Raw genomic sequence first — 25,916 nt, forward strand, 5'->3', positions numbered from 1 at the left:
GCCTGCGAAGCGAAGTCAACCCGTGCCCGGCGCCGGGCGCCGCTTTTCAGCCAAAGACCGACATGTGAAAATTCTGCAACATGCCGTAGAACGCGGTCACGGTGATCGCCATCATGCCGATGACCTGCACCCAGAAGCGGTGCCGCGCCAGCATGCGCGCGACCGTGTCGGCATCGCTGTCGCCCTGCTCCAGCCGGCGCTCGATCGCGCGGGCGGCGGCAAGGCTTTTCATGCCTACGATGCTCAGAGGAAAGGCCAGCAGGAAGATCGCCTGGGCGAACTCGAATCGATACCAGAAGCCCAGAAGCGCCAGCGAGGTCAGCACGAAGCTGATCAGCACCGCAAGGACCAGCCCGCCCTCGCGTCCGATATACATCAGCCGCCCGACATTGACCCGCGTGATCGTCACCAGATCCTCGGCCGCCTGCCCGCCCTTGCGGCGCGCGCGCAGCACCATGTCGAACGGGACGCCCAGCACCCAGTGCGAGGTCGAGGACCATGTCACCGCAAGCGCGATCCAATACCAGAGATTCGAGAATGACCGCATGTCGATGAGGTCGAAGATGGTATCGGTAACGCTCACTCTGGCGGCTCTCCGTAAGGCTTCGGCGGAACCTTAATGCAGTTGTGCGCCAAGCGGAACCATCAGACTGCACCCCGGTCGCGCAATCGGTCGCACTTGAGAATTGGGCCGATCCGTGCGACCCAATGCCCAAGCCATCCGGAGGAAAGCCATGTTCCCGATCCTGCCCCCCTTCCCGCATACCCGCATGCGCCGGATGCGGCGCACCCCGGCGCTGCGCGACCTGGCCCAGGAAAACCGGCTGAGCGTCAAGGATCTGATCTGGCCGATCTTCATCACCGACGTGCCCGGCGCCGATGTCGAGGTGACCTCGATGCCCGGCGTGGTGCGCCGCACGCTGACCGGCGCGGTGCGGGCCGCCGAAGAGGCCGCGCGCCTTGGCATCCCGGCGATCTGCCTCTTTCCCTATACCGACCCGGCCGTGAAGACCGAAAGCTGCGAGATGGCCTGGAACCCCGAGAACATCTCGAACCGGGTGATCCGGGCGATCAAGGCCGAGGTGCCCGAGATCGCGGTGATGACCGACATTGCGCTTGATCCCTACAATGCCAACGGCCATGACGGGCTGGTACGCGACGGGATCATCCTCAACGACGAAACCGTGGAATGCCTGGTGAAGATGGCCATCGCACAGGCCGAGGCGGGGGCGGACATCCTTGGCCCCTCGGACATGATGGACGGGCGGATCGGCGCGATGCGCGCCGCGCTTGAGGCGGCGGGCCATGCCGATGTGACGATCCTGAGCTACGCGGCCAAATATGCCAGCGGCTTTTACGGCCCGTTCCGCGATGCCGTCGGCGCCTCGGGCGCGCTGAAGGGCGACAAGAAGACCTATCAGATGAACCCCGCCAATTCGGACGAGGCTCTGCGCCTTGTCGCGCGCGATCTGGCCGAGGGGGCGGATATGGTGATGGTCAAGCCCGGCATGCCCTATCTTGATATCTGCGCGCGCGTGAAAGAGCAGTTCGGCGTGCCGACCTATGCCTACCAGGTCTCGGGCGAATACGCGATGATCATGGCGGCGGTGCGCAACGGCTGGCTGAACCACGACACGGTGATGATGGAAAGCCTGATGGCCTTCCGCCGCGCTGGCTGCGACGGGGTGCTGAGCTATTTCGCCCCCGCGGTGGCGCGCCTGCTGCGCGAATGAGCGGCGCGCTTTTGCCGCCCGACACAACAGGAAGTGACAGGGCCGAAATTCTGGCCTATAAGTTGTTATGAACGGGTCGAAAAACAGGCCCGGCGGTAGCACGAGCGGAGCAGTTACATGACACAGTTTTCAAGACGGACGCTTCTGGCAATGGGGGGCGCGGGGCTGGGGCTTGCAGCTTGCGGCAACGGGATCGGCGGCGGCGGCGCGGCCAAACTCGATGCGCGGGTCGATGCGACGCGGTCCTATCTGCTGGAACGTTATCCCGGCACGCAGGATCTGATGAACAAGGCCGTGGGCGTGCTTTACATGCCGCTGGTGACCGAGGCGGGGCTTGGGTTCGGCGGCTCTTACGGGCGCGGTGCGCTGCGGATCAACAACGTGACGGTGGATTACTATTCGGTCGCCTCGGCCTCGGTCGGGTTCCAGATCGGCGCGCAGCAATACGCCCATGCGCTGTTCTTCATGACCGAGCCCGCACTTGCCGATTTCCGCCGTGCCGACGGGTGGGAACTGGGCGCGGATGCGCGCTACGCCTTGCCCGACCGGGGCGGCGCGATCGGTGCCGATACCACCACCTCGCTTGCGCCGGTCATCGCGCTGGTCTTCGGTCAGGCCGGCCTGATTGCCGGGGCGACGCTGGCGGGCAGCAAGTATACCCGCATCATTCCATGATATATCAACAGGTTGGCGCGCGATCTTCGCGCGTCACCTTGACACTGGGCGCCCCGCCTTCGGCGATCAGCTTCCCAGGATCTTGCGGACGTAATTCGTGGTTTCCCGGTAAGGCGGGATGCCGCCATGCCGGTCCACCGCCTCGGGCCCGGCATTATAGGCCGCAAGCGCCAGCCGCCAGCTTCCGAACCGGTCATACATCATGCGCAGATAGCGCGCGCCCCCTTCGAGGTTCTCGCGGGGGTCGTTCGCGTTCACGCCAAGCCGCGCCGCCGTGCCGGGCATGAGCTGCGCCAGCCCCATCGCCCCCTTGTGCGAGCGCGCATTCGCGTTCCAGCCCGATTCCTGTTGCACCAGGCGCAGGAAAAGATCCGCCGGCACGCCATGTTTCGAGGCCGCCGCCTTCGCCATCGCCAGGTATTCGCCCCGGTAGCGGCCGTCATAATTGGGCAAGGCCGCGTCAGTGGCGGCAAGCGCCGATTTGGGCTTCAGCCGGTCCGAGTTGGAATACTGCACCGCCGCGCGCGTATCGAGCACGTTGGCCTGATTGCGAAACAGCATCTGGCGGGATTTCGACGACGAGCCGGAAAGCTTCAGCCCCTCGGCCCGCGCCGCCCCTTCGGGGGCCGCTCCGACGCACAGCCCCAGCACAACCGTTCCGATCAGCAACCGCATCAATTCACCTTGCCGAGTCCGGCACCGTTGAAACCGCCGCGAGTATAGACATTTTCCGCCGGATTTAAAGGCTTTGCCGTGCCTTTGCGTCCCCTCCCTTCACCGCGATGCCGAAGTGTCGCAACGGGTTCCTGCTTTCTTCCTCCCGGCGATCTGCTCTATACCAGAGCGGTAATACGGAATCGACGCGCGCCGGAAGATCCGGGGCATGACGGCACAACTGGAGGGATTTGATGGCGGGTTCGGTAAACAAGGTGATTCTGGTCGGCAATCTTGGCCGCGATCCCGAAGTACGGTCCTTCCCGAATGGCGGCAAGGTGTGCAACCTGCGCATCGCCACTTCGGAGACCTGGCGCGACAAGGCCACGGGCGAGCGCAAGGAGCGCACCGAATGGCATTCGGTGGCGATCTTCTCGGAGCCGCTGGCCAAGATTGCCGAGCAATATCTGCGCAAGGGATCGAAGGTCTATATCGAGGGCCAACTTGAAACCCGCAAATGGCAGGACCAGTCGGGCAATGACCGCTATTCGACCGAGGTGGTCCTGCGCCCCTATCGCGGAGAGCTGACGCTGCTGGACAGCCGTGACGGCAGCGGCGGGTCCGGTGGTAGCTATGGCGGTGGCTCGGGCGGCGGTTACGGCGGTGGCGACGATCCGCAGGGCGGCTATGGCGGTGGCGGCGGCCGTTCCGGCGGCGGCGGGCGCCCGGACATGGATGACGAGATCCCGTTCTGATCCTGTTCCGGAACGATCCAGGAAAGAAGGGCGCCGTTGTGGCGCCAGCCCTTTGTATTTCGTGGTGCACCTCGCGGCCGAAATCCTTGCGGGCATGGCGCTATGGCCGAAATAGCTCCCGAGGAAATCTTCGGGAGCTGTCGGCCCCGACGGACGGCTTGGCGGGATGAGAAGCGGCCTTCGTAGTCAGGTGGACAACTTGGTCTGCAGGCGCTTCAACATACTGCGAACAAGCCACCGATGAGCGATACCGACAGGCAGCATGTAGACGTGCCCGAAGACGTTATACACCCGCACCGATGACGTGATGGTCAAAGTCGGGCCATTGGTGGAAATGCACGTCATCACATCGAGATGACGATCGCGCTCAGTCAACGCCAACGCGGTGTCATCTGCATATTCCACCAAGAAGAAATCCAGGTTCTCTCCGGCAGTTGCAGATTTCGCCTGCTGGCCGCTGAAGCCTCGGATGGCTTTGACCCCGAAAGCAGCAGAAATCACATCACGCACCAGGAAGGCAAATTTCAGAAGGGGCCGGGGGGCCGCCATTGTCAGATTCCACGCGTCCAGAGGCGTGATCTCGCACGGCAGAACCACGGCTTGGGAGTCGAAGTAGTCGAGCTTCGGCACCTGTTCCAGAACACGGATATTGCTGTTGGCAAGGACGATCATGACGCGACCTTAGCTGCACTGCGGCATCATGCAAGAAGGGCGCGAAGTGGACATAGCGCTTTGAACCTCCGAAAAGTTCACCTGCACCACGAAATGCCTGCGGCTGGATTGTGGCACCCTTTTGCTTTTGCCCCCGCCCTGCGCCGGTAACCCCTTGCGGAAGCCTCCGGCGGGGATATTTGGGCGAAGATGAAAGGGGCGCCGTCAGGCGAGCTTGCGCAGCCGCGCGATCAGGCTCGAGGTGTCCCAACGCCCGCCGCCCATGGCCTGGACCTCCTTGTAGAACTGATCGACAAGGGCCGTGACGGGAAGGCTTGCGCCGGTTTCCTCGGCCGTGGCGAGGCAGATGGCCAGATCCTTGCGCATCCAGTCCACCGCGAAGCCGAAATCGAAACGGTTCTCCGCCATGGTGGGGTAGCGGTTCGCCATTTGCCAGCTGCCCGCGGCGCCCTGGCTGATGACCTCGACCACGTCGGGAATGGAGAGGCCCGCCTTCTCGGCGAAATGGAGGCTTTCGGACAGCCCTTGGACGAGGCCCGCGATGGCGATCTGGTTGCACATCTTGGTGATCTGGCCCGCGCCGCTTTCGCCCATGCGGCGGCAGATCTTGGCATAGGCCGCGATCACCGGTTCGGCCCGGGCATAGGCATCCGCCGTGCCGCCGCACATGACCGAAAGCTGGCCGTTCTCGGCCCCGGCCTGCCCGCCCGAAACGGGAGCGTCGACGAAGCCGAGGCCCATACCGGCCGCCTCGGAGGCAAGTTCGCGCGTGACGGCGGCCGAGACGGTGGTGTGATCGACGAAGATCGCGCCGGGTTTCATGCCGGCGAACGCGCCCGAGGCGCTGCGGCAGACCGCGCGCAGGTCATCGTCATTGCCCACGCAGGCCAGGACGAAATCGCAATCCTGCGCGGCCTCGGCGGGGGTTGCGGCCGCTGCCCCGCCATGGCGCTCAACCCAGGCCTTCGCCTTCGCATCCGTGCGGTTGTAGACCGTGACCGCATGGCCCTGCGCCGCAAGGTGCCCCGCCATGGGAAAGCCCATCACGCCAAGCCCCAGAAATGCCAGTTTCGCCATTGCGCACCCTCCTGCCATGTCGCGCAAACGCGCGTTGAACATTTGTCTGGCCTGACTTAGTAACCATGCGGCCCGCACCGTCAACCTTGCGGGGGGCCAGAGCCGGGGGCGCCGCACAGATGTTCACATTGTTCAGATGGCTGGTCCGCATCGTTTCGGTGGCGCTTCTGGCGCTGATCGTGGCGCTTGCAGGCATCTGGTATTTCGCCGCCCGCTCGCTTCCCGATTACGACGAAACGCACCGGGTCGCCGGCATATCCGGCCCCGTCGAGATCGTGCGCACGACCGAGGACGTGCCGCATATCTTCGGGCAGACCGATGCGGACGTGTTCTTCGCGCTAGGCCTGGCCCATGCGCAGGACCGGCTGTGGCAGATGGTCATGATGCGCCGCACCGTGCAGGGGCGGCTGTCCGAGGTGTTCGGCACGCGCACGCTGAAGACGGACGAGCTGATGCGGCGGCTGGATCTTTACACGCTGGCCACGCGTGCGGCCGCGGCGCAGGACTCCGATACGCGCGCGATGCTGGAGGCCTATGCGCGCGGCGTGAACGAATGGATCCGGCTGGTGAACGAAGGCGCGCGCGGGCGTGGCGCGCCCGAGTTCTTCCTGTTCAAGAACGAGATCGCCTTCTGGACGCCCGAGGATTCGCTGGCGATCCTGAAGCTGATGGCGGTGCAGCTGTCCTCGCAGATCCAGACCGAGGTTCTCAGGGCGCGGGTCTCGATGCTGGGGCAGGACTGGGTGCGCGACATCCTGCCCGACGTGCCGGGGCCGGGCAGCGCGGCGCTGCCCGATTTCGCCAGACTCTTCCCCGGTGCGCCGGGCACCACCCTGCGCCAGTCCGCGGCGGCCGGCCTGCCGCTGTCGCCCTTTGCACCGATGGGCCTTGGCGGCGCCTCGAACGCCTTCGCGGCGGCGCCGGGCCGGTCGGCGGCGGGGGGCTCGCTTCTGGCCAACGATCCGCATCTGGGGCTGAGCGCGCCCGCGATCTGGTATCTGGCGCGGTTGCAGCTGTCTTCGGGCGGCGTGATCGGCGGCACGATCCCCGGCATCCCGCTGATCCTGACGGGGCGCAACGCCGAGCTGGGCTGGGGCGTGACCTCGGCCTATCTCGACGATCAGGATCTTTACATCGAAGAGCTGAACCCCGCCGACCCCGAGCGTTACCGCACGCCCGCGGGCTGGCGCGCCTTCCAGACCCGCCGCGCGATCATCGAGGTCAAGGATGCCGCGCCCGTCACCCTGACCCTGCGCTGGACCGAGAACGGCCCCGTCCTGCCGGGCGGGCATTTCAATCTTGCCGCCATCACCCCGCCGGGCCATGTCGTGTCGCTGGCCTGGACCGCGCTTGACCCGGCCGATACCTCGATGAGCGCGGGGTTGCAGATGATGCGCGCGCAAAGCGTGGCCGAGGCCGTGCGCGCCGCCGAGGGCTTCGTCGCGCCCGCGCAGAACCTGACGCTGGCCGATCAGAGCAGCGTGGCGCTCTTGACGGTGGGGGCGATGCCCGCGCGCGACCCCGCGCATGACACGCAGGGGCGGATGCCCTCGGCCGGGTGGAAGGCGCAGAACCGCTGGCAGGGCCGGCTGCCCTTTGCCGACAATCCCCGCTTCACCAACCCGCAGGGCGGCATCGTCATCAACACCAACAACAAGACGGTGGACCGCCCCTTCCCCGGACATGTCTCTTTCGACTGGGGCGACAGCCAGCGGGTGCAGCGTCTGACCCGCCTGATGGGCGAGCGCGAGGTGCACAGCCGCGAAAGCTTCATCGCCGCGCAGCTTGATACCGTCAGCCCGGCGGCGCGCGGGCTTCTGCCCCTGGTGGGCGCGGATCTGTGGTTCACCGGCACCCCCGCCCCGAACGGCACCCCCGAGCGGCAGCGGCAACGCGCGCTTGAGCTTCTGGCCGACTGGGACGGCGAGATGAACGAGCATCTGCCCGAACCGCTGATCTTCGCGGCCTGGATGCGCAGCCTGCAAAACCGCCTGATTCGGGACGAGCTTGGCCCACTTGCCAACGAGATCACGCATCTTGAACCGCTGTTCATCGAGCGCGTGTTCCGCGATACGGATGGCGCGTCGCGCTGGTGCGACGTGATGCAATCGGCCCCGCGCGAGACCTGCACCGATATCGCGCGCATCGCGCTTGACGAGGCGCTGCTGGATCTGAGCGCGCGCTACGGCGCCAATGTCGAAAGCTGGCGTTGGGGCGACGCGCATGAGGCGCGCCACGACCATCCGGTTCTGGGCACGGTTCCGGGCCTGTCCTGGCTGGTCAATATCCGGCAATCGACCTCGGGCGGGGATTTCACCTTGCAGCGCGGCAAGACCATCGGCACCGGCCCCGATCCTTTCGCCAATATCCATGCGGCGGGCTATCGCGGGGTTTACGATTTCGCCGATCCCGACAGCTCGGTCTTCGTCATCTCGACCGGCCAGTCGGGCCACCCGCTCAGCCGCCATTACGACGACCTGTCAGAGCTGTGGCGGCGCGGGGAATATGTGCCGATGTCGCTGGACCCCGATCTGGCGCGGGCGGCCGCAGCCGGCATCACCCGGCTGGAACCGCTGGCGGCAGCCGCCGGGAACTAGCCGCTACAGGTCGCGGAAGCGGCCCTTCTGGCTTGCGCTCCAGCGCAGATCGAGGTTCCAGCCGGTTTCGGTTTCGCGTTCGGCCTCGACCACGCCCTGGTCGTGCAGCCATGCGCGGCGGCGGCCCTCGGCGAACGGCAGGTCCAGCCGCTCCTCGATCACCTCTTCGGCCAGATGCGCCTCGATCGCGGCCAGAAGCGCCGCCACCCCCTCGCCCGACAGCGCCGAGACCGCCTGAACGTCGCCCCGGCGCGCATCGGTGGCAAGGATCGCCTCGCGCGTGGCGGGCGAAAGCGCGTCGATCTTGTTCCACACCTCGATCAGCGCCACATCCTCGTCCACGCCAAGCGCCTCGAGGATATCGCCCACATCGGCGGCCTGCTCCTCGGTTTCGGGATGCGAGATGTCGCGCACATGCAAGATCAGGTCCGCCTCGAGCACCTCTTCCAGCGTGGCGCGGAAGGCCGCGACAAGCTCGGTCGGAAGGTCCGAGATGAAGCCCACCGTATCCGACAGGATCACCTTGCGCCCCGAGGGCAGCACGAGGCCGCGCATCGTGGGGTCGAGCGTGGCGAACAGCATGTCCTTCGCCATCACCTCCGCCCCGGTCATATGATTGAAAAGCGTGGATTTCCCCGCATTCGTATAGCCCACCAGCGCGACCACCGGGAACGGCACCTTGCGCCGCGCGGCGCGGTGCAGCTCGCGCGTTCTGACGACCTTGGAAAGCTGACGGCGCAGGCGGACCATCTGCTCGTCGATGGCGCGGCGGTCGGCCTCGATCTGGGTCTCGCCGGGGCCGCCGACGAAGCCGAGGCCGCCGCGCTGCCGCTCCAGGTGGGTCCAGGCCCGCACCAGCCGCGTGCGCTGATAGCTGAGCGCGGCCAGTTCCACCTGCAACACGCCCTCGCGCGTGCGCGCGCGGTCCGCGAAAATCTCGAGGATCAGGCCGGTGCGGTCCAGAAGCTTGACGCCCCATTCCTTTTCCAGGTTGCGCTGCTGTACGGGCGTGACCGGCCCATCGACCAGCACAAGATCCACCTCGGCCTCGGACAAACGCTGCCCAAGCTCGGCCAGCTTCCCGGTGCCGAACAGATGGCCCGGATGGGGCCTGGCAAGGCGCACGACCTCGGCCCCCACGACCTCGAGCCCCGGCAGCGCGGCGGCCAACGAAACGGCCTCGGCCAGCCCATGCTCGGGCAGCCTGCGGGCCTGCGTGGCCTTCAGATCCGGATGGAGGACATAGGCGCGGGTCGCCCCGCCGCTGGAGGGGACGGGATCGCTCAGTCGTCGCCCTCGTAAAGCGAAATCGGCTGACCTGGCATGATCGTCGAAATGGCGTGCTTGTAGACCAGCTGGGACTGCCCGTCGCGGCGCAGCAGCACGCAGAAATTGTCAAACCAGGTGATGACGCCCTGCAGCTTCACACCGTTGATAAGGAAAATTGTAACCGGAACTTTTGTCTTGCGGACATGGTTCAGGAACGCGTCCTGAAGGTTCTGTTTGTCGGCAGCCATTTTTCAGCCTTTGTTCTTCTGTTCTTGTCGCGCGTCCTGCGGCCGGGCGCAAATGCGCTGCCACGCCCCAAGTATGCTTAAGACGCAGGGAGTTTCCACCCCTAATTTCAGACCATTACGGACAGTTGCGGGAAGTCGCGGATTACTGGCGCCAGAACTCGGGGTTGAGAAGCGCGATGATGGCCAGCGTCTCAAGCCTGCCAAGGATCATCGCACCGGCCAGGATGGCCTTGGTCGCGGTGTCCAGCGCGCCCCAGGACAGCGGTTCGGTGGCGGCGACAAGGGCCAGCGGGCCGGTATTCGACAGGGCCGCGATCGACAGCACGGTCGCGGATTCGAATTCAACCCCCGCAAGCGAGACCGCCACCATCACCACCGCGATGGACAGCGCGAAAAGCATGAAAAAGATCCACGAGATATAGGCGCCTTCGCGCCGCAACCGTCGCGCCATCATGCCGCCGCCGCCAACCGAGGCGGGGTGCACGAGCTTGTCCAGTTCCCGCTCTCCGTGGCGCACCAGCGCATAGACCCGCAAAAGCCGCACGCCGCCGGCCGTGGTGGCAACGCCGCCGCCAACGATGGCAAGCCCCGCCAGCATCAGCCCCGGTGTTCCGAGGCCCGACCAGTTGCGCGCCTCGTCCCAGCCCGCGGATTCGAAGCCGGTGGTGGTCAGGAAGGACATCGCCGTGAACATCGCCCCCCAGATCGACATCAGGATCGCCGAGGGATCGGGCGTCATCGCCACCTCGAGCGCGGCGATCCAGTGGCGCAGGAACAGCGTCGCGGGCACCGCCAGCACGATCACCGCGGCCAGGCGCAGCTCGGGGTCGGCGATCAGCCGGTCGGTGGCGCGCAGCTCTCCCGATCCGGGCCAGAAGCGGCGCGACAGCGCGGGGATCAGGAACAGGAAGACCAGCATCTCTCCGCCCACCCCCGAGGCAGCGACCGCCGTCCCCCCGATGGGCGAGATCCCCGAGGTCGCCAGCGTCGACATCGCATGGCACAGCGCCACCAGCGTCGGATCGCCCGCGATCAGCAAAAGCACCCAAAGCGCCAGCGTCAGCCCCAGATAGGCCGGAAAGGTCACCGTGGCGTAATGCACGATCCTCTCGCCGGGATCGGCGCCCCCCTCTCCGCCCGAGATGTTGCGCGTCGCCCCCGAGGGGCCACCCGAAAAGAACACCTCGAACCCGCCAAGCCGCATCGGCGCCAGCACGGCGATCGCCATAACCAGCATGAAGAAGCCGCCCATCCAGCCGACCAGCGCGCGCCATAGATGCAGGCTTGGCGCAAGGCGGCCCGCCTCGTAAAGCGTGCCGCCCGTGGTGGTCAGGGCCGAGACCATCTCCCACCAGGCATTGAACAGGCCGGTATCGGGCACCGCCTCGTTGAACGGGATCGCCAGCATCAGGGGAAGAACGGTGAAGGTGCCCAGCATCGCCAACAGGTGGCTGCGCCCCTGCGGGCCGCGCCCGTTCGTCACCGTCGCAAGGCCCAGAAGCGCGACAAGGAACACAAACAGCGTGCCCGAATAGAAGAACGGGCGCGCGATGTGATGATCGCGCAGCACCAGCGCATGCGCGGCAGGCAGATACATCGCAACCGCCCCGATCCCCATCAGGATGACCACCAGCGGAAGATCGCGGAACCTGCGCAGCATCAGAAGAAGTCGATCGAGACCTGAAGCAGGCGCTCGACTTCGGGAACGTCGGCTGTCAGCGCGAAAAGAACGACCACATCCCCTTCCTCGATCTTGGTATCGCCCTGCGGCTTGACCACCTTGTCGCCTTTCTTCAGCGCGCCCACCAGAACGCCTTCGGGGAAGGCGATGTCGCGCACCAGCTTGCCCGACAGCGGCGAGGTTCCCATCACCTGCGCCTCGATCACCTCGGCCTCGGCATCGCCGATCGAATAGATCGCCCGCACCCGCCCGTGGCGGATATGGCGCAGGATCGACGAGACGGTGGTCGCGCGCGGGTTGATATAGGCATCGATGTCCAGCGGCGCCATCAGCGGCACCAGTGTCGGATCGTTGACCAGCGAAATCGCCATCCGGCACCCCGCCTGCTTGGCGCGCACCGCGACAAGGATATTGGTCTTGTCGTCATCGGTCACCACCAGCACCGCATCGGCCCGGCTTATATTGGCCTCTTCCAGCAGGTCCGCGCTCATCCCGTCGCCATTGAGCACGATCGTGCGCTCCAGCGCGTCGGCGGCGCGTTCGGCCTGCGTGCGATCCCGCTCGATCACCTTGGCGCGAACCCGGTCGGTGCGCATCTCAAGCGCGCGGGCCACGGCCAGTCCCACGTTCCCGCCGCCGACAATGACGATGCGCTCCTGCTTTTTCGTCGCCTTTCCAAAGATTTCCAGCGTGCGGTTCACGTCCTCGACATGGGCGAAGACATAGATCTGGTCACCGGCGAAAAGCTGATCTCCCGGTTCGGGCGCGAACAGCCGACCTTCGCGGCGCACGCCGGTGACGATGGCGCGCAGCGTCGAGAACAGGTCCGTCAACTGGCGCAGCGGCGTATCGAGCACCGGGCAATCGGGATCGAGCACGATCCCCAGAAGCTGCACATCGCCGCCAAGGAAGCTTTCGGTATCGAAGGTCGCGGGGGCGGCCAGGCGTTGCAGGGCGGCCTCGGCCACCTCGCGCTCGGGGCTGATGATCACGTCGATGGGCAACTGGTCGCGGCGATAGAGATCGGCGTAAAGCGGCTCCATATAGGCCTGGGCGCGCAGGCGGGCGATCTTGCGCGTGATCCCGAAGACCGAATGCGCGACCTGGCAGGTGACCATGTTCACCTCGTCCGAATAGGTCGCGGCGATGATCAGGTCACAGTCCCGCGCCCCCGCGCGTTCAAGCACGTTGGGATGCGAGGCGAACCCCGCGACCCCCTGCACGTCAAGCGTATCCGAGGCGCGCCGGACAAGTTCGGGGTTCGAATCCACGATCGTCACGTCGTTGCGCTCACCCGCAAGGTGGCGCGCGATCTGCCAGCCGACCTGACCGGCACCACAGATGATCACCTTCATACCGTCACTCCGTGCCGCCCGATGCGCCCTTCTTAGGCCCGCCGCGCGTCAAAGGTCAATCGCGGCCGGGCCTCAGGCGGTTTCCTCGTCGCCCTCGACATGGGCGACACGACCGCCCGACTTGGCGCTTGTCACCACGCCAAGCGATTTCAGCTTGCGATGCAGGGCCGAGCGTTCCATGCCCACGAAATTCGCGGTGCGCGAGATGTTCCCGCCGAAGCGGTTGATCTGGGTCAGCAGGTATTCCCGCTCGAACAGCTCGCGCGCCTCGCGCAGCGGCAGGGTGGCTAGCGCGCCGCCCAGAACGATGCGGCCATCATCGGGGGCGGCGGTCTCTCCGGGCAGTTCGCGCGCCTCGATCGGGCCGGTGCCCTCGCCCAGGATCAGCACCCGCTCGATCACGTTGCGCAGCTGGCGGATATTGCCCGGCCAGTCCATCGTCTGCATCATCGCCCCCGCCTCTTCCGAGATCGGACGCGCCGGCAGGCCCTGGGTCTTGTTGAAGGTCTCGATGAAATGGGCGGCCAGAACCGGCACGTCCTCGCGCCGCTCGGACAGGGCGGGCACCGCGATCGGCACGACATTGAGCCGGTCATACAGCTCTTGGCGGAAGCGCCCGGCGCCGATTTCCGCGGGCAGGTCGCGCGTCGTGGACGAGATCACGCGCAGATCGACCCGCACCCGGTCCGCGCCGCCCACACGGGTGAACTGCTGCTCGGTCAGCACCCGCAGGATCTTGGACTGGGTGCCAAGCGGCATGTCCGCGACCTCGTCGAAATAGATCGCGCCGCCATGGGCCTGTTCCAGAAGCCCCTTCTCCACTCCGCGATCGGCCGATTCACGGCCGAAAAGCACCTCTTCCATCCGGTCCGGCTCGATCGAGGCCGAAGAGACGATGACGAAGGGCCCGGCGGCGCGGGTGGAATGCTGGTGGATGTAGCGCGCCGCGACCTCCTTGCCCGATCCGGGCTCTCCGGTCAGCATCACGCGGCCGTTCGATTTGGTCACCTTGTCAAGCTGGTCGCGCAGCTTGCGGAAGGCGGCCGAGCTGCCCATCATGTCGCCCGTGCTCAGATCGCGGCGGCGGAGCGAGGAATTCTCGCGCCGCAGGCGGGCGGTTTCCATCGCGCGGCTGACCACGACCATCAACTGGTCGATATTGAAGGGCTTTTCGATGAAATCGTAGGCGCCCTGCTTGATCGCGGCCACGGCGATCTCGATATTGCCGTGCCCCGAGATGATGATGATCGGAATGTCGGGGTTGTTGCGCCTGACCTGCTTGAGGATGTCGATCCCGTCCATCCGGCTGTCCTTGAGCCAGATGTCCAGCACCATCAGCGCGGGCGGATCGTCGTTGATCGCCTCCATGCATTCGTCGGAATTCGCGGCCATCCGCGTGGCGAAACCCTCATCCTTGAGGATGTCGGCAATCAGCTCGCGGATGTCCTTTTCGTCGTCAACAATCAGAATATCACTCATATCGACCCCGTCGCGGCCTCGGCCGCCTTTTCCTTGATGGCCCGGTTTCCGGCGCGCGCGCGCGGAAGCCGGATTTCGGCAAGGGCGCCGGCATGGGCCCCCTCATGAAAGGCCGGGGCGTCGGTCAGAACCAACGTCCCGCCATGTTCCTCGATGATCTTCTTGACGATCGGCAGGCCAAGCCCGGTGCCCTTCGCGCGCGTCGTCACATAGGGCTCGAACAGGCGCGAGCGGTCATGCGGCAGCCCGATCCCGTTATCGGCAATGCGGATCACGATCTGCTCGGGCCCGGTGGTCATGCTGACGCGGACCTCGGGGGCATAGCCCTCGGGCGGGCCTTTTTCCAGAAGGCTTTCAACGGCTTCCCCGGCGTTCTTGATAAGGTTCGTCACCGCCTGGCTGATCATCGTGGCGTCCAGCTCGACGATCACCTCTTCGGCCGGGATCTCGGCCGTCAGCACGGCCCCGTGCAGCGCGCCCTCCTGCAACAGTACCGCATCGCGCATCAGCCGGGCCAGATCGTGATCGCGCCGGTCGGGCTCGGGCATGCGGGCGAAGCGCGAGAACTCGTCGATGATGCGCCGCAGGTCGTTGGTCTGGCGGATGATCACGCCGGTATATTGCTCCAGCGCCTCGGCCTCGTCGCCCGCGATCGGGGCGAACTTGCGCCGCAGCCGTTCGGCCGAAAGCTGGATCGGGGTCAGCGGGTTCTTGATCTCATGCGCGATGCGGCGGGCCACATCGCCCCAGGCCGCCATGCGCTGCGCGCTGACAAGTTCGGTCACGTCCTCGAAGGCCACCACATAGCCCTCGGGCGCACCGTCGTCGCCGCGGCGCACGGCCATGCGCACCAGAAGGCTTTCCAGCCGCCCGCCCCGCGACACGCGGATCTCTTCCTGCGCAACCTCTCCCAGACCCTGTTGCAGGCGCTGGAACAGCTCGGAGAATTCGGGCACGGCCTCGGTCAGCGGGCGACCGTTATCCGTATCGTCATCCATCACCAGAAGGCGCACCGCCGAGCGATTGAGGAAATCGACCCGCCCCTCAGCATCAAGCCCGATCACGCCCGAGGTCACCGAGGATAGCACGGAATCGAACAACCGCCGCCGTTCTTCGGTTTCTCGATGGCCCGCGACAAGCTCTTCCCGCTGCGCCTTGAGTTGTTTGGTCATGCGGTTGAAGGCCTGCCCGAGGGTGGCGATCTCGTCATCCGCCTCGCTCTCGATCACGCGCGCGTTCAGATCGCCTGCGCCCACGCGCTCGGCCGCCTGGGCCAGCCGCCCGATGGGGCGCGACAGGCGCTCGGCGAACCACAACCCCATCCAGACCGCCGCCAGGATCAGGATCAACGCGAACCCGAAATAGACCAGGCCGAATTCGAACAGTACCTTGCCGCGCGTCGCCTCAAGCTGCTGGTAAAGCCCCACGGTTTCGCGCGTATCGTCCAGAAGCGACAGGATCTGTCCGTCGACACTGCGGCTGATATAGAGATAGCGGTCGACGAACTCGTCCAGTTGCATGAGCGCCCGGAATTCACCGATCGCCCAGTCTTCGATCAGCACGGTCTCTCCGGACTGGGCCTGCGCAAGCTGTTCGGTATCGGGTTTTTCGAAGTTGAACAGGTAGCTGCGCTCACCCCGCGCGCGGATATTGCCCACGCCGTCGATCACATAGGCCTCGCGCAGGCCGCGCTGGATACCCGCCTGCCCCGCGGTCAGCAATTCGCGCAGGTCGCCGTCCGAGATGAAGGCCACCGCCTGGCGGCGCACGTTCAGGAACCCCGCCAGTGCCTCGGCATCCTTGACCAGATCGCGGCGATGTTCGTCCTGATAGGCCTCGGCGGCGGCAAGCGAGGTGCCCACGACCTGCCGTACCCGGTCCGAGAACCAACCCTCAAGCCCGATATTCACCGTCAGCCCGGCAAACAGCGCCACCAGAACCGTGGGCACCAGCGCGATGCCCGCAAACACGCCTGTCAGCCGCAGATGCAGCCGAGAGCCCGCCGAACGTGCCCGCCGCGCCGCCAGCACCTGCACAAGGCGCAGCCCGATCAGCGCGGCCAGAAGCAGGAAATAGACGAAATCGGCCAGCAGGATCAGCCGCAGCGCCGAGGATTGCGCCCCCTGCGCCATCGGGCCGAAGGCGAGAAAGGTCGCCACGACAAGGACGGGCCCCAGCACGACAAGGCCGATCGTCGCCGCATTCTGGAAACGGCGCTGACGGCGCAGGCGGCTCAGCCTGTCGAATATGGTCCTGTGCGCTACCTGCTGCACGAAGCCCCCCGGTCCAGACACAAACGCGGCGGCGCCACCGAATCTAACGGGGGTAAATTTGCCACGCAGCCCTGTTGCGGGTTTACATCAGTTTGCGCCGCCGTGTCACCTGAATATCCAGATCGGTGATCTTTTTGCGCAAAGTATTGCGGTTGATGCCCAGCAGATCGGCACATCTTGCCTGATTTCCGCCGGTTGCATCCAACGCGATCTCGATCAGCGGGGCCTCCATTTCGCGCAGGATCCGGTCGTAAAGGCCTGGCGGCGGCAGGCTGCCGCCATGCAGGTCGAAATAGCGCCGCAGATGGCGCGCAATCGAAGCCGAGAGCTTTTCGCCCTCGCCGCCCGCGCGCAGCGGCTCGGGCGTGGGCTGCGCGCCCAGAACCGCCTCGACCTCGGGGCGCGCGATCTCTTCCTCGGAGGCGGTCACGACAAGGCGGCGCACGGTATTTTCAAGCTGGCGCACATTGCCCGGCCAGGAATAGGTCTGCACAAGCGACAGCGCCTCGGCCGAGAACCGGCGCGTGCCCAGCCCCTCGCGCTCGGCCCGAAGCAGGAAATGCTCGGCCAGCAGGGGGATATCCTCGACCCGGTCGCGCAGCGCCGGAACCGCAAGCGTCACGCCGCCCAGACGGTAGTAAAGATCCTGCCGGAACGCCCCGGCCTCGATCATCGGGGTCAGATCGCGCTGCGTGGTGGCCATGATGCGCGGCGCGGGGTCCGGCATCGCGTCGAGCATGCGCACGATGCGCACCTGCGTTTCCTCGTCATAATCACTGACCTCGTCGAACACGAGGCTGCCGCCGCGCGCCCGCGCCATCAGCGCCGAAGGCCCCTCGGCCCCTGCCAGATCGCCGGCCTGCGCCACCACGAAGGGCAAGGTGCGCCGGTCCGAGAAATCATGGATCGCGCGCGCGATCAGCGACTTTCCCGTGCCGCTTTCGCCCTGGATCATCACCGACAGGTCCGCATTCATGACCCGCGCGACCAGCCGGTAAAGCGCCTGCATCGCGGCCGTGCGGCCCACCAGCGGCAGATCGCCCCCCTCTTCGCGCGGCTCTGCGGGGCGTTGCGGGCTGAGGCGGCGCTTCTGCTCCAGCGCGCGCGCCGCGCGCTTCATCAGGTCGGGCAGGTCGAACGGCTTGGGCAGGTAGTCGAAGGCCTCGGCCTCGGCGGCCTGAATCGCGGTCATGATGGTGTTCTGCGCCGAGATCACGATGACCGGCAGGCCCGGACGTTCCTCGCCGATCCGGGGCAGCGCCTCAAGCCCGTTTCCGTCGGGCATCATCACATCGGAAATCACCAGATCGCCCTTGCCCTCTTCGATCCAGCGCATCAGCGTGGTCAGCGAGGCGGTGGCGTGCACCTTGCACCCCGCTCGCGTCAGCGCCTGGGTCAGAACCGTGCGGATCGTGCGATCGTCGTCGGCGACAAGAACGGTGCCGTCCATCTGTCAGGTCTCCTGCTGTTTGGGCGCGACGGGAAGCGAGATGCGGAACACCGTGCGGCCGGGCACGCTGTCGAGGGTGATCCAGCCGTCATGGTCCGAGATGATCTTCGAAACAAGCGCCAGGCCAAGCCCGGTGCCGTTCTCGCGCCCCGAAACGAAGGGCTCGAAAACCGAGGCGGCGATATCGGGCGGAATGCCGGGACCGTCGTCGATGATCTCGACCTGAAGGGGCAGCGCCTGGCCGTGCCCGTCCGCCCGGCGCAACCGCAGCGACAGGTCATAGAAGGTGCGGATGCGGATCGTGCCGCGCCCGCCCGCGGCCTCGCTCGCGTTCTTGAGAAGGTTCAGGAAGACCTGCGTCAGCTGATCGGCATCGCCAAGCGTGGGCGGCAGCGAAGGGTCGTAATCCTCGACGATCATCATCTGCGCGCCAAAGCCCAGTGCCGCCGATTTATGCGCGCGGTCCAGAACGTCGTGAATGTTCACCGGCCGCTTTTCGGGCGGCCGCACGTCGCCGAAGCGTTCGACCTGTTCGAGAAGCTTCACGATGCGGCGGGTCTCGTCCACGATCAGGTCGGTCAGTTCCAGATCCTCGCCCGACAGGTTCATCGACAAAAGCTGTGCCGCCCCCGCGATCCCGGCAAGCGGGTTCTTGATCTCATGCGCCAGCATCTCGGCCATGCCGATGGCCGAGCGCGCGGCCGATTTCACCAGGCTCGCCCGGCCAAGCCGGTCCGAGATTTCGCGCGGCGTGATCAGGAACAGGATCATCTGCGGGTCCTCGCCCAGGGGGGCGGCCTGAAGGTTGCACTGCACCGGCGCGCGCTCGCCCGTGGTCAGGTCCACGTCGTTGACGAAGAGCGCCGAGCGATTGGCCCGCACCCGCGCGAAGACCTCTTCCAGCGGGGCCGAGATCGCCAGACGCTCCAGCAGCGGCTGGCCGCGCAGGGCGCGCGCGGAAAGGTTCAGGAACAGTTCGGCCGCGGGGTTGACCTCGGCCACAAGGTCACTGCCGTCGATCAGCAGCGCGGGCGTGGGAAGCGAGTTCCAGATGATGCCGGGGGCCGGAAGGGTCATGCCGCGATCCCCTCGGAAAAGGCCGCGCGGATCAGCTCCAGCGTCGCGGCAGGGGTGGACGAGACCATCATCTGCGCGCGCAGCGGCGCACGGGCCGCATCGGCATACCAGCCCAGATGCTTGCGCGCGAGGCGCAGGCCGACATCCTTGCCGTAAAACCTTAGAATATCCTCGTAATGCTCTGAAATCATGTCTGAAAAGGCGCCACCGGTGGGCACGTCCGGGGCCGCGGCGCCGTGCAGTTCATGCGCGATGCGGGCCAGTTGCCAAGGCGCCCCCTGCGCACCGCGCCCCACCATCACGCCATCCGCGCCCGAGGCCGCCCGCGCCTGCCGCGCGGTGGCCCCGTCGACGATGTCGCCATTGGCGATCACCGGGATCGAGACCGCCTGTTTCACCGCCCGGATCGCCGCCCAATCGGCCTCTCCCTTGTAGAACTGCATCCGCGTGCGCCCGTGGATCACCACCATGCGGATGCCCGCCGCCTCGGCCCGGCGCGCGATGTCGGGCGCGTTGCGGCTGTCCGCGTCCCAGCCAAGCCGCATCTTCAGCGTCACCGGAAGGTCGACCGCGCCCACCACCGCCTCGATCAGGCGCAAGGCGTGGTCCGGATCACGCATCAGGGCCGAGCCGGAAAAGCCGCCCGTCACCTTCTTCGCGGGGCAGCCCATGTTGATGTCGATGATCCGGGCCCCCATACCGGCGACGATTCGCGCGGCCTCGGCCATCGGCGCGGCCTCGCGCCCGGCAAGCTGCACCGATCCGGGCAGATCAAGCCCCAGATCCGCGCGCGCCTTGGCCCGGACCGATGGCTTCGCCGTCAGCATCTCGCCCGAGGCGACCATCTCGGACACGACCAGCCCGGCGCCGAACCGCGCCACCATGCGCCGGAACGGAAGATCGGTGATTCCGGCCATCGGCGCCAGGAAGACCGGCGGATCCAGCACACGCGCACCCAAGACTATTTTTTCGGCAATCTGCGTCACGAAGCGCCCCTTTCCGCCCCGAGGTAGCCGCCTTCCGGGGAAATCGCAATCTTTGGCGCGGATGAATGGCGGCAAAAATCGGCACACGCACAAATTTTAGGCATAATACCGCATGCAGACCGACGTTTCGCAGCAACGATTGCGCCGCGCGCGCGCTTGGCCTACTCCATAGCCCGGTTTGCCGGAGGGTTACATGACAACGGCCGTCATCATCGTTGCCGCCGGGCGCGGCAGCCGCGCCGGGGGTGCGGAGCCCAAGCAATGGCAGGCCCTTGCCGGCCAGAGCGTCCTTGAGCGCAGCGTCGCGGCCTTTGCGGGCATCGGGCGCATCCTTCTGGTGCTGCACCCCGAGGAGATGGTGCGCGGGCTGGAGCTGTTTGGCGGCAGCGTGACACTGATCGCGGGGGGCGCGACGCGCTCGGCCAGCGTGCGCAACGCGCTTGAGGCGTTGCAGGGCACGGGCATCACGCAGGTGCTGATCCATGACGGCGCGCGCCCGCTTGTGCCGCGGGGCGTGATCGCGGCGGTGCTGGCCGCGCTTGGCGATGCGCAGGCCGCCGCCCCCGCCCTGCCCGTCACCGATGCGCTTTGGCGCGGCGCCGGGGGCCGTGTCCAGGGGGCCGAACCGCGCGAGGGATTGTGGCGCGCGCAAACGCCGCAAGGCTTTGCCTATGACGCGATTCTTGCGGCGCATCGCGCATTCCCCGAAGGGGCCGCGGACGATGTGGAGATTGCCCTGCGCGCGGGCCTTGCGGTGGACATCGTCCCCGGCGCAGAGGACAATCTGAAGATCACCTGGCCCGAGGATTTCACCCGGGCCGAGCGTATTCTGGGGGCACGAATGGATGTAAGAACCGGCAATGGCTATGACGTGCATGCCTTTTGCGAGGGCGATCATGTGATGCTTTGCGGCATCCGGCTGCCCCATGATCGCGGCCTTCTGGGCCATTCCGACGCCGATGTGGGCATGCATGCGCTGACCGATGCGATCTATGGCGCGCTTGCCGAGGGCGATATCGGGCGCCATTTCCCCCCCTCGGACCCGCAATGGAAGGGCGCCGCCTCCGAGATCTTTCTGGCCCATGCCGCGAACCTTGCCGCGACGCGGGGCTATCGCATCGCCAATGCCGATGTGACGCTGATCTGCGAACGCCCCAAGATCGGGCCCCATGCCGTGGCCATGGCGCAGGAACTGGCCCGCATCGCCGGGATCACGCCCGACCGGGTTTCGGTCAAGGCGACGACCTCGGAGCGGTTGGGCTTCACGGGGCGCGAGGAAGGCATCGCGGCCATCGCAACGGCAACTCTGGTGACGGCATGATACGGCAGATCAACACCTTCTTCGGCGTGGGAATGATGCGCCCGGCACCGGGCACATGGGGCTCGGCCGTGGCGCTGATCCTGGGCATCGCGATCGACCGCTATATCGGTTTCTGGGCGCTTGCGGCGGCGACGCTGGCGGTGACGGTGATCGGCTTCTGGTCGATCGGGCAGGAACTTGCGGGCCGGCCCGGCGAGGACCCCTCGGAAATCGTCATCGACGAGGTGGCGGGGCAGTGGCTTGCGCTGTGCTTCCCGGCGGCGGCCTTCTGGTGGACGGGCCTGTCGAACTGGGCCGTGGTCGCCTATCCGGGCTGGGTTGCGGCCTTCGTCTTCTTCCGGCTGTTCGATATCTGGAAACCGTGGCTCGTGGGGCGGGCCGACCGGCGCGGCGATGCGGCGGGGGTGATGCTGGACGACCTGTGGGCAGGCCTGTTCGCGGGCGTTGCCACGATCCTGGCCGCCGCCCTTGCGCATGGGGTGCTGATGCGATGACGACACCGGGCGCGATACTGGCCGCCGCCCGCGCCGCGGGCCTGCGCATCGCCACCGCCGAAAGCTGCACCGGCGGCATGGTCAGCGCCGCACTGACCGATGTGGCGGGATCGTCCGATGTGTTCGAGCGCGGCTTCGTCACCTATTCCAACGCCGCCAAGACCGACATGCTGGAGGTGCGCGCCGAAACGCTGGCCGCGCATGGCGCCGTGTCCGAAGAGGTCGCGCGGGAAATGGCCGAGGGCGCGCTGCGCCGCTCGCAGGCGGATCTGGCGGTCTCGGTCACCGGCATCGCCGGGCCGGGTGGATCGGAGTTCAAGCCCGAGGGCCGGGTCTGCTTCGGCCTTGCGCAGAAGGGCCGCGCGACCCGCACCGAAACCGTGGAATTCGGCGCCCCCGGTCGTGACAAGGTGCGCCGCGCCGCGCGCGATCACGCGCTTGGGCTTCTGGCAAAGGCGGCCACGGGGTGATCCCCGGACCGCCCGTTTTCGCGTCAGATACCGCAAATATCGCCTGCAAATTATGCAATTGCAGAATTGCCCAACCTCTGGGCGGCCGGAACCCTTACTGCCCCTTTTCGCGCCATTTGTGCCGTGCTCTTGCGCAGCCATTGGATTTCCGAAGGGAGGAACCGACCGATGAACGGAGCAGATACCGCCTGGATCATGGTGGCGACCGCGCTTGTGCTTTTCATGACCCTGCCCGGGCTTGCCCTGTTCTACGGAGGGCTTGTGCGCGCGCGCAACGTGCTCTCGGTCTTCATGCAGTGCTTCTCGGTCGCGGCCCTGATGAGCGTGCTATGGCTGCTTGGCGGCTATTCCATTGCCTTCGGCGAGGCAAACGGGTTTTGGGGCGGGCTGGCGCGCTTTGGCATGATCGGGATTGGCGCAAACAGTCTGCACGGCACCCTGCCCGAGATCCTGTTCTTCGCCTTCCAGATGACCTTTGCCATCATCACCCCTGCCCTGATCCTCGGGGCTTTCGTCGAGCGGGTGAACTTCTCGTTCATGCTCGCGTTCTCGGGGCTTTGGATGCTTCTGGTCTATGCGCCGGTCGCGCACTGGATCTGGGGTGGCGGCTTCATGGCTGATGGCGGGATTTTCGGCGCCACCGGCACGCGAGATTTCGCGGGTGGGATCGTGGTGCACGAAACCGCGGGCCTTGCGGCGCTGTTGCTGGCCATCCTGATCGGTCCACGCGGTCACCGCACCACGCCCCCACACAACCCCGGCTTTGTAGCGATCGGCGCGGGCATGCTTTGGGTGGGCTGGTTCGGCTTCAACGGCGGCTCGCAACTGGCGGCCGATGGCGGGGCGGCCATGGCGATCACGGTCACGCATATCTCCGCGGCGGCGGCCTCTCTGTCTTGGGCTGCGTGGGAACGGATCAAGTTCGGCCGGGCCTCGCTTGTGGGGATCGTGACGGGCACGATCGCGGGGCTGGCCTCGATTACGCCGGCTTCTGGGTTTGTCGGTCCGCTTCAGGCATTGCTGATCGGCGCGGTCGCCGGCGTCCTGTGCCAGGAGGCGGTGGTTTTGGTGCGCGAAAAGATCCGCATCGACGACACGCTCGATGTCTTTGCGGTGCATGGCGTGGGAGGGATCTTCGGCACGCTGATGATCGCGATCTTCGGCGCGGGCAGCTTCGTGGCGCAGGCCGGCGCCCTGCTGATCGTGGGCGTCTACACGTTGGCCGTCAGTTGGCTGATTGCACGCGGCGTGGCGCTGGTCCTGCCTATGCGCGTCGGCAAGGAGGCCGAGACCAACGGGCTTGACCTGTCCACGCATGGCGAGCGCGCCTACGACATCACGTCATGATCCCCCGACACCGCGTGACGGCACAGAACGTCACGCGGTGCCGTAAAGCGCCTCGGCGCGGGTCTCGAACGCCTTGACGATACGGCGCATTGCCTCATCGAAGACCACGCCGATGACCTTTTGCAGGATCGCGTTGCGGAACTCGAAATCCACGAAGAAATCGACATTACAGCCGCCGCCTTCCAGATCCTCGAACTGCCACCAGCTTTTCAGATAGCGAAATGGCCCATCCAGATATTCGACGTCGATGCGCTTTGTTTCGGGCCACAGGGTCACGCGGCTGCCGAAACGCTCGCGGAAGACCTTGAACGAGATCACGAGATCGGCGCTGAGAAGGATTGAGCCGTCGGGGCCGGGCTTGCGGCTGCGCACGCGCGCGGCGGCGTTCCAGGGCAGGAATTCGGGATAGCGTTCCACATCGGCCACAAGCGCATACATCTGGTCCGCCGAATAGGGCATCACCCGCTTTTCCGAATGTGTCGGCATGCCGCCCCGCTCTTGTGGCCCGTTTGGGTGGTGACTTGGCGCCATTCTTTGCGTTAAACCGAAGCAGGAAATCAACCCCCGGAGGGCGAAATCACCATCATGCCGCACCGTGCCTACGCGATCGACAGCATGATCTCGGCCAAACGGATCGCTGCGCGGGTCGAATCCCTTGCGCATGAAATCACCGACTCTTTCCGCGGCACGGACAAGCTGGTCGTCGTCGGGCTTTTGCGGGGATCGTTCGTGTTCATCGCCGATCTGGTGCGCGAGATCGACCTGCCCGTCGAGGTCGATTTCCTCGAGGTTTCGAGCTATGGCGACGCGATGACCTCCAGCCGCGAGGTGCGCATCCTGAAGGACCTGCGCGCGCCCATCGAGGGGCGCGACGTGCTGGTGGTGGAGGATATCGTCGATACCGGGCACACGCTGCGCCATGTGATGGGCCTTCTGCGCGCGCGCAAGCCGCGGCGCATCGAGTGCTGCGCGCTGCTCGACAAACCCTCGCGCCGCGAAACCGAGATCCGCGCGACATGGACGGGGTTCGAAATCCCCGACGAATTCGTCGTGGGCTACGGCATCGACTTCGCGCAGCGCAACAGGAACCTGCCCTATATCGGCAAGGTGCGCTTCACCGAATGAACCTGACCTGGCTTTTGCGAATGGCGAAACTGTCGCGGCATCCGCCCTCGATGCGGCGGGTGATCATCGGCGCGGTGGCGATCGGGCTGGCGCTTGGCATCTTCGGGCTGGAATGGCTGGGCCTGTGGCCCGACTGGGCTACGCTGGAACCTGCGCGCCGCGCGCCGCGCCTGCCCTGACGGCATGGCCCTGCCGAAGCGGGCAACCAAGGGTTGCCTTGGCCGGGCCGAACGCGCAGACTCGTTCCAAGGACTTCTGGAAACGTGAGAGAGGGAGACGAGATGCGCCGCCTGATCCTGCCCGCCGCGATCCTTGCATTGTTTCTGCTGGGGCTGTTCCTGATCCTGACTCGCCCAACGCAGCTTGGCCCCGATGCGCTGCGCGGGCTTGAGGGCGATGCGGGGCGCGGGGCGGCGGTCTTTCTGGCGGCGGGCTGCGGATCGTGCCACATGGCGCCCGGCGCGACCGAAGAGGCGCGGCTGATCCTGTCCGGCGGGCAGCGCTTCGCCTCGCCCTTCGGGACGTTTCTTGCGCCCAACATCTCGCCCTCCGAGCAGGGCATCGAGAAATGGAGCGCGCGCGATCTGGCCAATGCGCTGATGCTGGGCACCGGGCGCGACGGCGCGCATCTTTACCCCGCCCTGCCCTATGCCTCTTATTCGAAGATGATGATGCAGGACGTGGTCGACCTGCATGCCTATCTGATGACCCTGCCGCCCGATGCCACGCCGAACCAGCCGCATGAGATCGCCTTTCCCTTCAACATACGCACCAGCCTTGGGGGCTGGAAGATGTTGTTCTTGCGCGACGACTGGGTGCTGGAGGGCGATCTGTCTCCTCAGGAGGTGCGCGGCCGATACCTGGTCGAGGCGCTTGGCCATTGCGGCGAATGCCACACCCCGCGCAATGTCCTGGGCGGCATGCAGCGCGGCCGCTGGCTGGCCGGGGCGCCCGATCCCTCGGGCACGGGCACGATCCCCAACATCACCCCCGCAAAGCTGAGCTGGAGCGTGGAAGAGATCGCCTATTACCTCGAATCGGGGTTCACGCCGGATTATGACAGCGTGGGCGGCCACATGGCGCATGTCGTGACGAATTTCAGCCAGCTTCCCGCCGAGGACCGCGCGGCGGTGGCGGCCTATCTCAAGCGCGTGCCCGCCGCGGAATAGGCGTCTTGG

Annotated in this window: 25 protein-coding genes; 11 read left to right on the forward strand and 14 right to left on the reverse strand. The window is 66.3% G+C overall.

Annotated features, from left to right (window positions below; genetic code table 11):
• Positions 1-46: 46 nt before the first annotated feature.
• Positions 47-583 (reverse strand): component of SufBCD complex, encoded by a 537-nt coding sequence (locus tag AC4PTO_RS08705; protein WP_492733428.1) that lies wholly within the window; start codon positions 581-583, stop codon positions 47-49.
• A gap of 151 nt (positions 584-734) precedes the next feature.
• Here AC4PTO_RS08705 and hemB point away from each other — a divergent pair, with 151 nt between their 5' ends.
• Together hemB and AC4PTO_RS08715 are read left to right on the forward strand one after the other, a co-directional pair.
• On the forward strand, positions 735-1,733 hold the full coding sequence (gene hemB, locus AC4PTO_RS08710) for a porphobilinogen synthase (protein WP_492733430.1): 999 nt from the start codon (positions 735-737) through the stop codon (positions 1,731-1,733).
• Between the two features lie 117 nt (positions 1,734-1,850).
• Positions 1,851-2,408, forward strand: a complete 558-nt coding sequence (locus AC4PTO_RS08715; RefSeq protein ID WP_492733432.1) for a lipid-binding SYLF domain-containing protein — start codon at positions 1,851-1,853, stop codon at positions 2,406-2,408.
• Between the two features lie 66 nt (positions 2,409-2,474).
• Here the strand turns inward: AC4PTO_RS08715 and AC4PTO_RS08720 are convergent, their stop codons facing one another.
• Positions 2,475-3,083 carry a lytic transglycosylase domain-containing protein gene (locus AC4PTO_RS08720; protein ID WP_492733434.1) on the reverse strand — a complete coding sequence of 203 codons (609 nt, stop codon included), beginning with the start codon at positions 3,081-3,083 and terminating at the stop codon, positions 2,475-2,477.
• 233 nt (positions 3,084-3,316) lie between these two features.
• On the opposite strand from AC4PTO_RS08720, the gene ssb reads away from it, so the two are divergent.
• Positions 3,317-3,817 carry a single-stranded DNA-binding protein gene (ssb, locus tag AC4PTO_RS08725; protein WP_492733436.1) on the forward strand — a complete coding sequence of 167 codons (501 nt, stop codon included), beginning with the start codon at positions 3,317-3,319 and terminating at the stop codon, positions 3,815-3,817.
• A gap of 186 nt (positions 3,818-4,003) precedes the next feature.
• Here ssb and AC4PTO_RS08730 read toward each other — a convergent pair whose 3' ends face one another.
• Positions 4,004-4,489 (reverse strand): DUF2867 domain-containing protein, encoded by a 486-nt coding sequence (locus AC4PTO_RS08730; protein ID WP_492733438.1) that lies wholly within the window; start codon positions 4,487-4,489, stop codon positions 4,004-4,006.
• A gap of 204 nt (positions 4,490-4,693) precedes the next feature.
• The gene (locus AC4PTO_RS08735; RefSeq protein WP_492733440.1) at positions 4,694-5,566 is read right to left on the reverse strand and encodes an NAD(P)-dependent oxidoreductase; all 873 of its coding nucleotides are present in this window, start codon (positions 5,564-5,566) and stop codon (positions 4,694-4,696) included.
• Between the two features lie 119 nt (positions 5,567-5,685).
• Between AC4PTO_RS08735 and AC4PTO_RS08740 the strand changes: the two genes are divergently transcribed.
• On the forward strand, positions 5,686-8,163 hold the full coding sequence (locus AC4PTO_RS08740; RefSeq protein WP_492733442.1) for a penicillin acylase family protein: 2,478 nt from the start codon (positions 5,686-5,688) through the stop codon (positions 8,161-8,163).
• A 3-nt stretch (positions 8,164-8,166) separates the two neighbouring features.
• Here AC4PTO_RS08740 and hflX read toward each other — a convergent pair whose 3' ends face one another.
• The 9 genes from hflX to dusB all read right to left on the reverse strand — a co-directional run bounded on the left by hflX (position 8,167) and on the right by dusB (position 19,912).
• A complete protein-coding gene (hflX, locus tag AC4PTO_RS08745) occupies positions 8,167-9,450 on the reverse strand; it encodes a GTPase HflX (protein ID WP_492733587.1) in 1,284 nt (427 codons plus the stop codon).
• Positions 9,447-9,680 carry an RNA chaperone Hfq gene (gene hfq, locus AC4PTO_RS08750; protein WP_066012082.1) on the reverse strand — a complete coding sequence of 78 codons (234 nt, stop codon included), beginning with the start codon at positions 9,678-9,680 and terminating at the stop codon, positions 9,447-9,449. Before hfq ends, hflX begins: the two co-directional genes overlap by 4 nt.
• A 142-nt stretch (positions 9,681-9,822) precedes the next feature.
• Positions 9,823-11,340, reverse strand: a complete 1,518-nt coding sequence (locus AC4PTO_RS08755; protein ID WP_492733444.1) for a TrkH family potassium uptake protein — start codon at positions 11,338-11,340, stop codon at positions 9,823-9,825.
• Entirely contained in the window at positions 11,340-12,716 is a 1,377-nt protein-coding gene (gene trkA / locus AC4PTO_RS08760) for a Trk system potassium transporter TrkA (RefSeq protein WP_492733446.1), read from the reverse strand. The genes AC4PTO_RS08755 and trkA overlap by 1 nt, the downstream gene beginning before the upstream one ends.
• Positions 12,717-12,788: 72 nt before the next feature.
• Positions 12,789-14,195 (reverse strand): nitrogen assimilation response regulator NtrX, encoded by a 1,407-nt coding sequence (ntrX, locus tag AC4PTO_RS08765; RefSeq protein WP_492733448.1) that lies wholly within the window; start codon positions 14,193-14,195, stop codon positions 12,789-12,791.
• Positions 14,192-16,468 carry a sensor histidine kinase NtrY-like gene (locus AC4PTO_RS08770; protein WP_492733450.1) on the reverse strand — a complete coding sequence of 759 codons (2,277 nt, stop codon included), beginning with the start codon at positions 16,466-16,468 and terminating at the stop codon, positions 14,192-14,194. Before AC4PTO_RS08770 ends, ntrX begins: the two co-directional genes overlap by 4 nt.
• An 82-nt stretch (positions 16,469-16,550) precedes the next feature.
• Positions 16,551-17,918, reverse strand: coding sequence for a response regulator (locus AC4PTO_RS08775; RefSeq protein WP_492733452.1), 1,368 nt, complete (start codon positions 17,916-17,918; stop codon positions 16,551-16,553).
• 3 nt (positions 17,919-17,921) lie between these two features.
• The gene (locus AC4PTO_RS08780; RefSeq protein WP_492733454.1) at positions 17,922-18,995 is read right to left on the reverse strand and encodes a two-component system sensor histidine kinase NtrB; all 1,074 of its coding nucleotides are present in this window, start codon (positions 18,993-18,995) and stop codon (positions 17,922-17,924) included.
• Positions 18,992-19,912: a tRNA dihydrouridine synthase DusB gene (gene dusB / locus AC4PTO_RS08785; protein WP_492733589.1), complete on the reverse strand. Its 921-nt coding sequence runs from the start codon at positions 19,910-19,912 to the stop codon at positions 18,992-18,994. Before dusB ends, AC4PTO_RS08780 begins: the two co-directional genes overlap by 4 nt.
• A gap of 262 nt (positions 19,913-20,174) precedes the next feature.
• Between dusB and AC4PTO_RS08790 the strand changes: the two genes are divergently transcribed.
• The 4 genes from AC4PTO_RS08790 (at position 20,175) to AC4PTO_RS08805 (ending at position 23,613) form a co-directional block, all read left to right on the forward strand.
• Positions 20,175-21,302: a bifunctional 2-C-methyl-D-erythritol 4-phosphate cytidylyltransferase/2-C-methyl-D-erythritol 2,4-cyclodiphosphate synthase gene (locus AC4PTO_RS08790; RefSeq protein ID WP_492733456.1), complete on the forward strand. Its 1,128-nt coding sequence runs from the start codon at positions 20,175-20,177 to the stop codon at positions 21,300-21,302.
• Positions 21,299-21,796: a phosphatidylglycerophosphatase A family protein gene (locus AC4PTO_RS08795; RefSeq protein ID WP_492733458.1), complete on the forward strand. Its 498-nt coding sequence runs from the start codon at positions 21,299-21,301 to the stop codon at positions 21,794-21,796. The genes AC4PTO_RS08790 and AC4PTO_RS08795 overlap by 4 nt, the downstream gene beginning before the upstream one ends.
• Positions 21,793-22,266, forward strand: a complete 474-nt coding sequence (locus tag AC4PTO_RS08800) for a CinA family protein (protein ID WP_492733460.1) — start codon at positions 21,793-21,795, stop codon at positions 22,264-22,266. The genes AC4PTO_RS08795 and AC4PTO_RS08800 overlap by 4 nt, the downstream gene beginning before the upstream one ends.
• 168 nt (positions 22,267-22,434) lie before the next feature.
• Positions 22,435-23,613: an ammonium transporter gene (locus AC4PTO_RS08805; RefSeq protein ID WP_492733461.1), complete on the forward strand. Its 1,179-nt coding sequence runs from the start codon at positions 22,435-22,437 to the stop codon at positions 23,611-23,613.
• 30 nt (positions 23,614-23,643) lie between these two features.
• Here AC4PTO_RS08805 and AC4PTO_RS08810 read toward each other — a convergent pair whose 3' ends face one another.
• Positions 23,644-24,099, reverse strand: coding sequence for a type II toxin-antitoxin system RatA family toxin (locus AC4PTO_RS08810; protein WP_492733462.1), 456 nt, complete (start codon positions 24,097-24,099; stop codon positions 23,644-23,646).
• A 99-nt stretch (positions 24,100-24,198) separates the two neighbouring features.
• On the opposite strand from AC4PTO_RS08810, the gene hpt reads away from it, so the two are divergent.
• The 3 genes from hpt to AC4PTO_RS08825 all read left to right on the forward strand — a co-directional run bounded on the left by hpt (position 24,199) and on the right by AC4PTO_RS08825 (position 25,907).
• The gene (gene hpt, locus AC4PTO_RS08815; RefSeq protein ID WP_492733464.1) at positions 24,199-24,738 is read left to right on the forward strand and encodes a hypoxanthine phosphoribosyltransferase; all 540 of its coding nucleotides are present in this window, start codon (positions 24,199-24,201) and stop codon (positions 24,736-24,738) included.
• Positions 24,735-24,917 (forward strand): hypothetical protein, encoded by a 183-nt coding sequence (locus AC4PTO_RS08820; protein WP_492733466.1) that lies wholly within the window; start codon positions 24,735-24,737, stop codon positions 24,915-24,917. The genes hpt and AC4PTO_RS08820 overlap by 4 nt, the downstream gene beginning before the upstream one ends.
• Positions 24,918-25,019: 102 nt before the next feature.
• Positions 25,020-25,907, forward strand: coding sequence for a c-type cytochrome (locus AC4PTO_RS08825; RefSeq protein ID WP_492733468.1), 888 nt, complete (start codon positions 25,020-25,022; stop codon positions 25,905-25,907).
• The last annotated feature ends 9 nt before the right edge of the window (positions 25,908-25,916 follow it).

Source organism: Rhodobacter maritimus, from assembly GCF_058747975.1.

Excerpts from the sequence above, each read along its gene's own strand:
- hpt (WP_492733464.1), top strand. The coding sequence starts at position 24,199 with ATGCCGCACCGTGCCTACGCGATCGACAGCATGATCTCGGCCAAACGG.
- AC4PTO_RS08715 (WP_492733432.1), top strand. The coding sequence starts at position 1,851 with ATGACACAGTTTTCAAGACGGACGCTTCTGGCAATGGGGGGCGCGGGG.
- AC4PTO_RS08810 (WP_492733462.1), bottom strand. The coding sequence starts at position 24,099 with ATGCCGACACATTCGGAAAAGCGGGTGATGCCCTATTCGGCGGACCAG.
- AC4PTO_RS08775 (WP_492733452.1), bottom strand. The coding sequence starts at position 17,918 with ATGGACGGCACCGTTCTTGTCGCCGACGACGATCGCACGATCCGCACG.
- AC4PTO_RS08755 (WP_492733444.1), bottom strand. The coding sequence starts at position 11,340 with ATGCTGCGCAGGTTCCGCGATCTTCCGCTGGTGGTCATCCTGATGGGG.
- ntrX (WP_492733448.1), bottom strand. The coding sequence starts at position 14,195 with ATGAGTGATATTCTGATTGTTGACGACGAAAAGGACATCCGCGAGCTG.
- AC4PTO_RS08730 (WP_492733438.1), bottom strand. The coding sequence starts at position 4,489 with ATGATCGTCCTTGCCAACAGCAATATCCGTGTTCTGGAACAGGTGCCG.
- AC4PTO_RS08805 (WP_492733461.1), top strand. The coding sequence starts at position 22,435 with ATGAACGGAGCAGATACCGCCTGGATCATGGTGGCGACCGCGCTTGTG.
- AC4PTO_RS08795 (WP_492733458.1), top strand. The coding sequence starts at position 21,299 with ATGATACGGCAGATCAACACCTTCTTCGGCGTGGGAATGATGCGCCCG.
- ssb (WP_492733436.1), top strand. The coding sequence starts at position 3,317 with ATGGCGGGTTCGGTAAACAAGGTGATTCTGGTCGGCAATCTTGGCCGC.
- AC4PTO_RS08720 (WP_492733434.1), bottom strand. The coding sequence starts at position 3,083 with ATGCGGTTGCTGATCGGAACGGTTGTGCTGGGGCTGTGCGTCGGAGCG.
- AC4PTO_RS08825 (WP_492733468.1), top strand. The coding sequence starts at position 25,020 with ATGCGCCGCCTGATCCTGCCCGCCGCGATCCTTGCATTGTTTCTGCTG.
- AC4PTO_RS08820 (WP_492733466.1), top strand. The coding sequence starts at position 24,735 with ATGAACCTGACCTGGCTTTTGCGAATGGCGAAACTGTCGCGGCATCCG.
- hfq (WP_066012082.1), bottom strand. The coding sequence starts at position 9,680 with ATGGCTGCCGACAAACAGAACCTTCAGGACGCGTTCCTGAACCATGTC.
- hemB (WP_492733430.1), top strand. The coding sequence starts at position 735 with ATGTTCCCGATCCTGCCCCCCTTCCCGCATACCCGCATGCGCCGGATG.
- AC4PTO_RS08735 (WP_492733440.1), bottom strand. The coding sequence starts at position 5,566 with ATGGCGAAACTGGCATTTCTGGGGCTTGGCGTGATGGGCTTTCCCATG.
- trkA (WP_492733446.1), bottom strand. The coding sequence starts at position 12,716 with ATGAAGGTGATCATCTGTGGTGCCGGTCAGGTCGGCTGGCAGATCGCG.
- AC4PTO_RS08740 (WP_492733442.1), top strand. The coding sequence starts at position 5,686 with ATGTTCACATTGTTCAGATGGCTGGTCCGCATCGTTTCGGTGGCGCTT.
- AC4PTO_RS08780 (WP_492733454.1), bottom strand. The coding sequence starts at position 18,995 with ATGACCCTTCCGGCCCCCGGCATCATCTGGAACTCGCTTCCCACGCCC.
- AC4PTO_RS08800 (WP_492733460.1), top strand. The coding sequence starts at position 21,793 with ATGACGACACCGGGCGCGATACTGGCCGCCGCCCGCGCCGCGGGCCTG.
- dusB (WP_492733589.1), bottom strand. The coding sequence starts at position 19,912 with ATGGCCGGAATCACCGATCTTCCGTTCCGGCGCATGGTGGCGCGGTTC.
- AC4PTO_RS08790 (WP_492733456.1), top strand. The coding sequence starts at position 20,175 with ATGACAACGGCCGTCATCATCGTTGCCGCCGGGCGCGGCAGCCGCGCC.